A 12,719-nucleotide genomic window follows, 5' to 3' on the forward strand; every position below is an offset into this window, starting at 1 on the left:
GCTTCACACAATCTCTCACACTGTTCAATTTTCAAGGATCGTTACCGCTCTTTTGAAGCGGCTGCTCCGAGGGGAGCGACATTTACTATCTTATCATCTCTTTCGCCCTCTGTCAACATGGTTTTTGTTGGCAGTTTTTCTTTTCTTGCTTCGCAAAAGTGACGCTTGATTAATATATCATCTTTAAATCCCCATGTCAACATATTATTTAATAAAAATTTGATTTTGATATATTACTTCTTTAGTATTACAAAAGAGTAGATATATATTCACTGAATTTCAGAAATTCTGTCTTCCATTTTATAGAAGGCCCGCCTATCCTCTCCCCCCTTTTTTTAAATTATATTCGCCCTGGCAGACGGGTGATATTCACTGGCGTTCTGCATTAATCTCTTTATATTGTTCATGTAGCACAACATATAATGTATAATGTCTATATAAGCTTTGCTTAATCAATCCGTAAAGGAGAATTGCAATGTTTGATTATATGTTAAGTAATGAAGAAGAAGGGGGATACGCCCCTGCCTTTGCTTTAAGCCGTCATAAATTAAGAGCTCTGGCAATAGAAGAAATAGTAAAGCGCTCCTTGTGCAGCTTTGATGAAGCAAGGTGTACATTGTCCATAAAAAGCATGGGGCAGGAATTTGAAGTAACCTATCCTCACGGTGAGGTATATTTTAAAGACAATCCTGAGTTCAAACCTAAGCTGGATTGGAGGTTGCTGATTTTAAATCACTTCTCCTTTGTCAAGGATATCCCCCTGTCAAATAAATGGATATCTTATCGGGAGCTGCCTGATGGCAACGTCTTTTTCCTCAATATAAAGAATAAAGTATTGGATCCTTTAAGCAAGTTCTATGACAGCTGTGACAAGGAAATTTTAAGAGAAGTCTTAAAGGAACTCCAATTTACCGATGTAAGCACCGGCTCCAATATATCGGCGGTACAATGGTTTGCACCTAAAGTCCCGATACTCTTAAAATTCTGGGAGGGCGATGAGGAGATCCATTCCTCCTGTCAGATACTTTTTGATAAATCAACGGGAGACAATATGCATATAGAAGACAGCAGCGGATTATGCTACATAGTCCGGTATATAATTATGGAGCATTACAATTATTTAACTAAGAATAAAGGAAGATGATATAACCACATTTTAAATTTTCGAATATCATATAAATATAAGTCTGTATCCGGAGGTTTTAAATGTATTGCTGCCCCTTTTTTATATGCTCTTTTGTAAGCTCACCCATAGCATTTTATAAATATCCCGAAGTTATTGTAAATTCCCCATATTCATATCCTTACATGTACAGAAAGAAGAAAAAGGATATCGCTCCTAATTTGCAGCAAACTCTTGATATAATAAATTGCTTTAACCCTTCTGTTTATAATACTTATGAGCTTAAATGCATAGCTGCTATAAACACCCGGAAATTCATAAGAGACATGCTTGATATAATGATCAAGGATTCCCATACTTATAAGAAAAAATATAAGAAAAAGTTAAAAGCTAAGAAAAAGCACATATGTGAATGATAAAGAAATGCTTGAGCAAAGAGCTCAAGCATTTCTTATTTGACGATACTGGTTAATATGTGCAAATTGCTCGCTCAGCAGATTATACAAACCCTATGCCATTTCTGCTCTGATTGTCGTGCTAAGGGGGTTAAGGACTCCGTAGCTGCCATTCTGGAGTACCGCTCCATAAATATTTACCTGAGTATGTTTTACTGTTCAATATCCAGTACTTATAAACTCAAAGGGAAGTCCACACTTTTGCACCTTTTTCAGAGGCTTTATCGGCATATAAACTTCTATTGAATTTTTTAATAGCTATAATTGTTTAATAATTCTGTAAATTATTTGCCAATAGTGTAAAATGTAATAGGATAAAATCATTTATTAACTTAAAACATTATACGAGGAGTTGTTACCATGGAGACAAAATTGGAAAAAAAGTACGGCCTTTTTACAGCAATAGCAATGGTTGTAGGGATTGTAATAGGCAGCGGTGTTTTTTTTAAGGCGGAAAAAGTTTTAACTGCAACGGGAGGAAATCTTTCACTAGGTATACTGGCTTGGATCATAGGCGGAATTATTATGATTGCTTGTGCTTATACTTTTGCTGTAATGGCAACTAAATATGAGCATGTAAACGGTATCGTAGATTACGCGGAAGCTGCAATGGGTGAAAAATACGGATATTATGTCGGATGGTTTATGGCGTTGATTTACTATCCGACATTGACATCGGTACTAGCCTGGGTTTCTGCCAGGTATACCAGCGTATTATTCGGATTTTCAATTACCGGCGGAGAATGTATGACTATTGCGTGTCTATTTTTGATAGGTAGCTATGCTCTAAATGCACTGTCACCGGTTTTGGCAGGAAAATTTCAAGTTAGTACAACAGTTATTAAGCTTATTCCACTGGCTTTAATGGCCGTAGTCGGAACAATTGCAGGACTTTTAAACGGTATGACCGTAAGCAACTTTACAACAGTAGTAACACAAGTCAATACTTCCAACGCATTGTTCACCGCTGTTGTTGCTACAGCTTTTGCTTATGAAGGCTGGATTATTGCCACAAGCATCAACGCTGAATTAAAAGATGCAAAGAAAAACCTGCCACTAGCTCTGGTCGCAGGAACTTTTGTTGTTATACTTGTTTATATTCTTTACTATGTCGGACTGGCCGGAGCAGTGCCAAACGAAGTTATGATGAAAGGCGGAGAAGCAGGGGCCAAGTTAGCCTTCCAAACAATATTCTCAACTTTAGGCGGTTCACTGATATTTGTATTTGTTATCATATCTTGTTTGGGGACTTTAAACGGATTGATGCTTGGATGCACTCGCGGTCTTTACTCGGTTGCAGCAAGAGGCTTTGGACCAAAACCAGAAGTATTTAACCAGGTTGACAAAGAAACAAATATGCCTACAAATTCATCTATATTTGGCTTGCTTTTGTGTGGCATATGGTTGTTCTTCTTCTATGGCGCAATCTTAGCAGATCCTATCTGGTTTGGGTTCTTCGGCTTTGATTCTTCGGAATTACCCATAGTTACTATTTATGCAATGTATATTCCTATTTTCTTTATGATTATGAAGAAAGAAACAAGCTTAAGTTTCTTTAACAGGTTTGCAGCGCCTATTGTTGCTTTGGCAGGGTGCGTTTTTATGATTATTGCCGCCTGCTTCTCTCACAAAATGGCAGTTGTTTCATATCTTATAATCTTTATAGTTGTAATGATTATCGGTACTATGTTTGCACAGAAAAAAGCTGATAAGTAGTAGTTAAATTTCTTGAAGTGATGATACATCAGCAGGGACGGTTCTTTTTAGCTTCAAACCAGTTATAGAAGCAAAAAGAACCGTCCCTGATTTTTCAAATTAAAACAATGAGAGGCGCTATCCTTTTTGCGGGGTAACGCCTCTCTCTTACTTTTCCGTATTAGTCCGGATATGGTTCAATAAGTTTCCCTATTGAAACCTGCCTTTAGCCCGAGCATTTTTTTATCATATATCCTCTTATCTGTTCACAAGTTCAATTATTCTTAAGATGAGCAATTCAGCTGCTTCTTCAGATAATCCCATGTCTTTGAGCATAATTAATACCTCGGGAGCTTCAGTTTCAATTTCTTTTAACTTTTGTTCATTTGTTACATCCGGTGTAACGCCAGGTGTGAATATTCTCCGGTCAATCCCAGAAAAGAAAGGCGCCGCATATTGGTCTGACCTCATCTGAAGATAAGGATTATACATTGCTGCAAATTGCCGGTATACGATGGGGCACTGTATATAAAGGCCCAAACCTGAATAAGGATACATGTATTACCTCCATTAATATTAAATCACAATATATGATATGCCGCAGAAAAAAATCTGACAGGATAAACCGGTAAATTATATATATATTAAAATCTTTAAAATATAATTCCTTAAGTTATATAAAACCGTATTTAATCATAAAAATATATTGTCCATTTATGCTCAATAGCATAAATCAATATTTTTAAGGAGATATTCCATATGAGTTTTTATTCCGGAATGCTAAAAGGGAACTCCAATCTTCCTGCCAGAGAAGTCAAAGTTAATAACGAAGCAAAGATTTTAAATGAAGTTGAAGAAAAAAGGCAGAGAAACATAAAGCACTTTTTAAGGGATGACGGCACATACGAGGCTGCAATATACCCTTCACCGGTCCATTATCTAAGCAACGGCAAATATAAAGATATAGACAACAACCTTATTGATTCGTCGGATGAAATGGGTAATCCGGTACTTGAAAATAAAGAAAACGAATATAAGGTAAAAATATCAAAAAATACACGCAGTAAAAAGCTGGTACAGCTTACTAAGGACAATTATGAGCTTTCATGGAATATACAGGGTATCAGAGATACTTCCCCCAGCGTAGTAAGATGGGACTCAAAGTTTTTGAATTCACTGCCGGAAACCGACAGGCTTAAGACCCTTACAAGGGTGGAATCCTCTGCCGATTTAAAAAGCATACTGCCCGGGATAGATATTAAATATAATGTAAGGTCCGATAGATTTAAAGAAAATATAATAATAAATCAAAATACTCCAAACCTGCAGTTTATATATAACATATATGTAAAAAATCTCGGGGCAAAGCTTTCAGGCAGCACCATAGTTTTCTACGATATTGTGAATGAATCAAATGAAATATTCATAATGGGCTTCCCCTATATGATTGATTCCAAGAAAAATGAAAGCACAGACATATTGATATCCCTTAAAGCAAGCAAAGAGGGGTATACGCTGACAGTAATACCCGATAATAACTGGCTGAACAGTGTCGACAGAATATATCCCGTGACAATAGACCCATATGTTGAAACTCCTCAAGACCCTGCGCAAACCTTTGACAGCTATGTCGGCCAAAATACCCCCAGCGAATGGGTATATGCTTCTCCCTCACTAAAAGTGGGGTATAATTCCACTGACGGCCAGACCAGATCCTACATCAGATTTACCCTTCCGCAGCTTACGGCAGCAGAGACAATATATTCTGCAAACCTGGCATTATACCTTACGGGAGTCAGTGCGCCAAATTCCCAGATAGATGTCCATAAAGTTCTTAATAGCTGGAGCTCAAGCTCTATTACATGGAATGGGCAGCCTGGTGCGGATGCAAAAATAGAGGAGTTTCAGATAGTATCTGCTGCAAAGTTTTATTATTTTGATGTGACCGGTATGGTAAAAGATTGGTATAATTCAGGCAATAACTATGGCCTTGTGCTCAAACACCATACAGAAACCACAGGTCCCAATACGACAGCTACTTTTTCATCCTCCGATGCGTCATCATCCAACCTCCGGCCCCAGATAACAATTTACTATGTAAACAACAACGGCCTTGAAAGCTACTGGACCTATCACAGCCAGGACGTGGGGCGTGCAGGAACAGGCTATGTGAATGATTATACGGGAAATCTTGTATTTGTACACAACGATCTTTCAATGAACGGGAACAGGATGCCCGTTACAATTAACCACGTATACAACAGCAATGACAAAGGTGCCGACATAGGCTATGGGCCCGGCTGGAGGCTTAATCTGACCCAGACTGTCCAGTGGAAACAGATACCGGCTGGCGGTGTGAATTATTACATGCACACTGATGAAGACGGCACAAATCATTATTATAGATATGATTCAGAAAAGGGCTATTATGTGGATGATGCCGGTACTGATTTTATGCTGACAGTAACCGGCAGCGGTGAGTCACAGGTAATTAGAATCACAGACAAAGGCGGCAATAAATTAAACTTTGATTATTACGGCATTCTTAGGACTATAGAAGATAAAAATGGGAATAAGATAACCCTCACATATAATAACAACAGATTGACAGAGGTGGAGGATGGAGCCGGAAGAAAAACTACCCTCACATATACTGAGTCGGGCCATCTTTTTGACATGACAGACCCTGCCGGAAGGAAGACGGATTTCAGATATACCGTAACCAGGCTTACTTCCATTATTTATTCTTATGAAAATAATAACATTGAGGAAGGAGCCATAAGAACAACATTTTCCTATGATGGAATATATAACCTGACAAGCGCAATGAATTATGACGGATATAAGATAAACTATTCATACTATGACAGGTTTGAGCCGGGAAACGAAAATGTGCTGGCGTACAGGATAAAGCAAATACAGGAAACCCATACAGACAGCACATTAGGCAATGAGCTTAACATTATATATGGTAAGAATAATACCACTTTTACCGATTTTAAAGACAGAAAAAACATATACCAGTTTAATAATATAGGAAATACCATCAGCATTAAAGATGCCGACGACAGCGCTCAGCATTACCGTTATGGTGATATAAAAAATAAAAACAAGCTTACCGTGGAATCTAAGCTTCAAAGAACAGTGATTAACCTTTTGAAAAATCACAGCGTGGAAGAACCATACAGTGAATGGGCTGCGGCCGGAAGTACTGTAGGTACCGTAAGCTCCGAAGGTTCAGGCATATTTACTGAAGAAGATAAATACATGGGAAAGATGTCCTTGAAAATAGTAAAAACCAACACCGTCGGCAGGCATTATTTCAGTCAGAAAGTAACCTTAATAAAGGGAAAAATGTACACCCTCTCAGGATATGTAAAGACCAACGGTGTGACGGCAGCAGACGGCAAGGGCGTGGTAATTTATGCAACTTATGAGCTTTCCGGCGGAGATTGGCCTTATCAGGATTCACAATATATAAACGGCACAAATGACTGGCAGAGAGTAGAAGTTACGTTTACTCTCCCTGATAATGCGCTAAATACTACAGTTTATATAGGCGCCGGTATATACGGAGTTACAGGTACGGCCTATTTTGATAACCTGCAGCTTGAGGAAGGCCCCGTTGCAAACAGGTATAACTTAGTTGAAAACCCAAGCTTCGGATATGTCCCCGGTGACTCCGGCAACGGCCCCATTGTTCCTCTTTTCTGGGAAGGAAGCTTTAATGACACTGAAGACGGTGCATCTGGTGAAGCAAGTGCTCCCATCGGTAATGATGACACATCAGTTAAAATAGTAGGATACGGCAGTGTGAAAAAATGGATACGCCAGAAAATAAATATTTCCGGAAATAAAGGCGATTCATTTATAATCGGCGGGTGGGCTAAAGCTGATTCAATTCCTTTAACTCCCGACAGTTTAAGATACTTTGCCCTTGACCTTCAGATAAACCGCACAGATGTTGCCACACCTCAATATGCAGTCGTAAATTTCAACGATGGAGTGTCCGACTGGCAGTATGCGTCCGACAGAATAATTGCTGATGGTCCATACGACAGCATAATGATATATGCCATATATTACAACAATGCAAATATCGCCTACTTTGACGGTATACAGGTATATAGAGAAGAATTCGGCACAAGCTTCACATATGATGAAAATGGCAACGTGGTATCCATAGTAGACCTTGCAAACCAGACATCAAAGTTTCAATACAACAGCAACAACGACCTTGTAAATGCTGCGGATCCAAAGGGCAATAACTTTCAATATACTTATGACGAAAAACGAAATATCAAGGACGCAACCTCTGCTGAAAACGTTGTATATTCATTTGTATATGACAGCTATGGAAACCCTAAAACCGCAAAGGTTGGAGACAGTACCCTGTTTATAGAATCCGCATCAACCTACAGTACCGATGGAAATTATGCAGGCACGGTTTCCGATCCTCTTGGAAACACGGTAATATACAATTACAATGATAAAAAGGGGACTTTAGACAGCATCATTGACCCCAAAGGCAACCCGACAATATATTCTTATGACATCAATGACAGAATAACTGATGTAACCAAAACAGTCGGCGGCAAAAGAGTGGAATATTTCCCATTAAACAGCGGCACAGCCGGTTCCCTTGGTACAAAGGCTGCCGAAGACAAGTCAGCATTTGCGACAGACGGCTCGCCGGGCGGCAGGACATATCTTTCAAGCTATGCTCCCACTAAAGTATTATATAACCTTGGTATAAATAAAAACTCAGGAACAATGACAATCCTTTTTAAAACAACAGGCAGCGGAGACCGGACAATAATAGCAAACGAGGCTTCCGACAGGGAGATATTCAACCTTTATATAAACAGTCAGGATTTTCTTAGACTTTTGGTGAGAAAATCAGATAGCTCGGATATAATATTAGCTCCAACCAATATAACTATTCAAAAAAACCGCTGGTATTTTGCCGCATTAAGGTGGAGTATGAGCGGCAATGACCTTAACTATACAGTTTTTTTAGACAGTAACAGTTACCCAGGCACTATAGGTAACTTCAAGTCATATAAGAACTTTACCGGTGCAAGGACGGGGATTGGAAACAGCATACCTGGAATTTATCAGCTAAATGGCTTCATTGAGAGGTTTACCTATTCACCCAATTCTCTGAGCGACAGCGATATAGCCCTAATAAGGCAGGGCAGCGATATAAATGAGCAAAAGACACCCGTAACAAACAGCTACAGTTACGACAAAGACAGGATAAAGACAATAACCCATAATGGATTCAACTATAGTTTTGAATATGATTCCCTGGGGAACAATACTGCAGTGTCCGCCGGGGGTAATACACTCATAACAAATGAATATCAAGTAATAAAGTATGACAATAATAAGTCCAGAAATACAGGACTGCTTTCAAAATCAACCTATGGAAACGGCCAGATAATAAGCATGAGCTATGATACCTTAGACAGAATATCGGCAAGGTACTTTAACGGCGTCATGAGGCATTGGTATTCCTACGATGCCTCGGGAAGTTTAGGGTATCATAATGACATTGCAAACGGTACCATCTACAGGTATGCATACGACCTGGCAGGCAGGCTCTCAAGAGTGAGTGACAGCAAGGGAAATGTAACAGGCTTTGGATACGACCTGAATAATAACGGCAACAAGCTTGCGGAACAATTAAATAAGAGAGGCTATATAACAAGCCATGTATACAGCAGGGACAACAGGCCCCTTCACAGCGTATACAACAGGTACCTATATAACGACGGAAGGATTGAATATTTCCCGTTAAATGTTGACTCTGAAGGTACAAAGGGTACTAAGCCTTTAAGCTTCAATGCCGTATTTGACAGGGATAAGGACTACAGGCAAAGCTTAATGGCCTATGAAGGTTCAACCAACCTTCTGACCGCCAATTCTTCTTTTGAGGATAAAGTACCTGAAAGCGGAAAAATACCGGGCTGGGAGGCTACCGACTGGAATACAGTCAAAACCGGCAGGTGGAGAATAGTAAATGACGGCGTTAACGGCGGTAAAAGCATAGAATGCTATGACAGCCAGGCTGACGGAATTGCTGCAAACGCAGTGGCATATCAGAATATAACACTGTCTTCACCATTAGATGGAGCCACAGACTATACGATGAGTGCATATGCAAAGAGAATCGGAGATGCACAGCCTCAATTGTCTTTGGTATGCTATAATTCCAGCGGAAGTGAAATACCCGGCGCTTACTGGACATATGCCATGAATATAGAGCAAAACCAGTGGGTAAGGATAAGCGGAAAGTTTACCGCCCCTGCCGGCACAAAGATACTCCAGGTGATAATAAGGTCTCCGGTAAAGGATAAAGATATAGTCCGCTTTGATGATGTCCAGATGGAGAAGAAACCTTTTGCAACACCCTATACCCCTGCAGCATCAACATCAACTGGCACAAAGATATCATACAGTCTTGGTGTAAATAAGGCATCGGGCACTATGGGGGTATGGTTTTATACAGCTGTTGATGATACTGTAAGGCTGATTTTAAGCAACGAGGGTACAAATAAACAGATATTCAACATGTATATAGACAGCGATAATTACCTTAAGCTTAACAGGAGGAACAATGCAGGAACTATACAGGATATTGTAAGTTCGGCAGTTAAAATAGAAAAAGGCATCTGGTATTTTGCGGCATTCAGGTGGAATTATAGTGCCTCGGGATTAAAATGCACCTTATACCTTAACGGTACCCCCTACACACATTCAACCAATATTACCGACTTTCAGGATTTTACCGGCGGCGTAACACTGGTAGGCAGCACTATATCCGGCACAGGCCAGGCAAACGGGGCTATGCAGCACTTTATGTATTCGGGTCAGGAGCTTAGCAATGCCGAAATAGGCAATATATATAACAGCGGCAGGGGGAATGATATAAACAACATATACGATTCCCTGGGAAGATTAAAGAGCAGAACCCTGACAATGGGAGCAAACAAACATGTAACACGCTATGGATATGAGGAGGTACAGGGGACCCCGGGAGCCACAACGACAAGGCTTAAAAGCATTGATATAAACAACACTATAACGAACTACACATACGATAAAAACGGAAACATTGAAAAGGTAACCATTCCCGGCGGCAGTTATATTGAATACTTTTATGACGAGCTAAACCAGCTTATACGGGAAAATAACCAGATAACAAATGTAACCACTGTATATACCTACGATGCAGGGGGGAATATATTAACCAGGACAGAATACTCCTTTACAACAGGTCCCGTGGGTACAGCCACAAAAGAATATATCTATACTTATGATGACCCTGTATGGAAAGATAAACTGAAATTTTTCACAACTAAAATAAATAACGTTACCACTGATAAATCTATCTCCTATGATGATGTGGGAAATATAACGGCTTATGACGGTTATACCTACACCTGGGAAGGAGGAAGGCAGCTTAAGTCTATTTCGGGAAACGGTAAGACAATAGAGTTTAAATATAACGATGCCGGAATAAGGACACAAAAGACTGTATATCAGGGAACAACCACACCGACTGTTGAGTCAACGACTAAATATCATCTTGTAGGAGATAAGGTAACTTATGAAATAAAGACAGATGCAGATGGGAAAATAGATACCATATACTATACCTACGACAGCGCAGGTAAACTTGCATCCATGAATTTAAATGGTGTAGAATATTTTTATATACGAAACGGCCAGGGAGATATAACAGGACTGTTTAATAAGAATGGTACTCAGGTTGTAAGTTATACTTATGATACCTGGGGTAAACTGATTAGCATTAAAGACCAGAATGGAGCAGATGTAACAAATGATGTAACCCATGTTGGATATAAGAACCCATATAGGTATCGCGGGTACAGGTATGATACCGAGACCGGGTTATATTATTTGCAGTCAAGGTATTATAACCCGGAGTGGTGCAGGTTTATTAATGCGGATATAGTTAATGGTACAATTGGAGGATTATTATCTCATAATTTGTTTAGTTACTGTAACAATAATCCTGTTAATAGAGAAGACCAGGGTGGTAATTTTTGGGCAGAAGTTGCAGCATTAGGTGTAAGTATAGGAGCAGTTATAGCCAGTGCACCTGTTTGGTTTGTAGCAGTTATGGTGTTGGCAACAGTAGTTACTGTGGGTTTAGTAGGATATATAGGTGTCTGGGCATATGATAATTATATAAATCCGGAAATAACCTATAAAGAAAAATCAATTGCTAATGTAAAAACAGATTCAAAAGGAAGACCTATTATTAATGTGAAGGGAAAAAAGAATTGGAAAGAAAAGGCGCTACCGAAAAATTATAAAGAAGGCCCGACGATTCCCTCTAGTGACATGGATAAAACGCGAATTGTTGATGAAAGCGGAAATACTGTGGGTGAAATGCATAGAGGGCAACCCGAGTATAAATATAATCCTTATGGAACAAAAACACCAACAGGGAGGGTATGGCCCGATCATTGGCATTTGAATTCTGATCCTAAGATGCATTATTTACCAAAGTAAAGGAGGAGTCAACATGAGACTTGTTTTATATAGCTTGTGGTATCATCTACAAAATTATGATGAAGGTGACTTTTTTGATGGATTGCAATATTATGAGAATGTAGCCGATATTATTGATTGCTTTATGGATGATGATGAATTTGCTTTAATACCTATTGCTGAGAGTTTTATAAAAGATGGTTTAATAGAAGAACAGTATGAACAGTTCATTAGAGAAAAGATTGTTTTTACTAGAAAAGAGTGGATATATAATACTCCAATTGATGGGGATACTATACCTAATTTTATATGGTACAAAGTGAAGGATAAGGATGAGGTTATAAATGCTTTAAAGTTTGATTTTCTTTTCAATTGTGTTGTGATTAAAACAGGTAGTAGTATTAATGAAGCATCGTTTATTTTAAATGCAAATGAAGACTCGGATTATAATAGTTTAAGCATTAGAGAGAAAGAAAAAGGAGATTTTGAGAAAAGAGTCTTGCCTAAACTAAAAAAATTATTAGGCAATAAGTTAGAAGTGGCTGACAAAAGATAAATTCATATCTAATAACAGAATAGGGCTCTGCTGGAGCAACCCGAGCGGTTATTAAATGTAAATGGGTGAATGGAGACAGACATATATGATATAAATATCACCGTGAAGAATGAAAACTCCATAGCTTAATTCTGAAAATTTTAAGATACTTCTTTGAAAAATTGAAGAAGTATCTTTTTTATTGAATATTTAGTGCAGAAGCATAAAAAAAATTAGGCAAGTCGTAAATGGTAAATCGTGCGTACCTAGAATTTGAATCGTATTTTTGAGAAAATCAATCCAAGCTTCAATAAACTAGAAGTTTTTTAAAGCAGCTATTTTAGTTTTTAGGAGGTAGAGATGGATAAGATAACTCATGAAATGC

The 12,719-nt window shown here is 38.7% G+C and carries 7 protein-coding genes; 5 read left to right on the forward strand and 2 right to left on the reverse strand.

Annotated features, from left to right (window positions below; all coding sequences use genetic code 11):
* Positions 1–41: 41 nt before the first annotated feature.
* Positions 42–203 (reverse strand): hypothetical protein, encoded by a 162-nt coding sequence (locus tag OXPF_RS22355; RefSeq protein WP_160317152.1) that lies wholly within the window; start codon positions 201–203, stop codon positions 42–44.
* 272 nt (positions 204–475) lie between these two features.
* Here OXPF_RS22355 and OXPF_RS05095 point away from each other — a divergent pair, with 272 nt between their 5' ends.
* From OXPF_RS05095 to OXPF_RS05105, 3 genes are all read left to right on the forward strand, one after another.
* Positions 476–1,144, forward strand: a complete 669-nt coding sequence (locus OXPF_RS05095; protein ID WP_054874134.1) for a DUF3786 domain-containing protein — start codon at positions 476–478, stop codon at positions 1,142–1,144.
* Positions 1,145–1,206: 62 nt separating this feature from the next.
* Positions 1,207–1,539: a hypothetical protein gene (locus tag OXPF_RS05100; RefSeq protein WP_054874135.1), complete on the forward strand. Its 333-nt coding sequence runs from the start codon at positions 1,207–1,209 to the stop codon at positions 1,537–1,539.
* A 399-nt stretch (positions 1,540–1,938) separates the two neighbouring features.
* Positions 1,939–3,294 (forward strand): APC family permease, encoded by a 1,356-nt coding sequence (locus OXPF_RS05105; protein WP_054874136.1) that lies wholly within the window; start codon positions 1,939–1,941, stop codon positions 3,292–3,294.
* Between the two features lie 237 nt (positions 3,295–3,531).
* Here OXPF_RS05105 and OXPF_RS05110 read toward each other — a convergent pair whose 3' ends face one another.
* Positions 3,532–3,831, reverse strand: a complete 300-nt coding sequence (locus tag OXPF_RS05110) for a hypothetical protein (RefSeq protein ID WP_054874137.1) — start codon at positions 3,829–3,831, stop codon at positions 3,532–3,534.
* A 201-nt stretch (positions 3,832–4,032) separates the two neighbouring features.
* Between OXPF_RS05110 and OXPF_RS05115 the strand changes: the two genes are divergently transcribed.
* Entirely contained in the window at positions 4,033–11,820 is a 7,788-nt protein-coding gene (locus OXPF_RS05115) for a DNRLRE domain-containing protein (RefSeq protein ID WP_054874138.1), read from the forward strand.
* A gap of 13 nt (positions 11,821–11,833) precedes the next feature.
* Positions 11,834–12,355 (forward strand): hypothetical protein, encoded by a 522-nt coding sequence (locus tag OXPF_RS05120; protein ID WP_054874139.1) that lies wholly within the window; start codon positions 11,834–11,836, stop codon positions 12,353–12,355.
* Positions 12,356–12,719 lie beyond the last annotated feature (364 nt).

This window comes from Oxobacter pfennigii (genome assembly GCF_001317355.1).
Classification (GTDB): domain Bacteria; phylum Bacillota; class Clostridia; order Clostridiales; family Oxobacteraceae; genus Oxobacter; species Oxobacter pfennigii.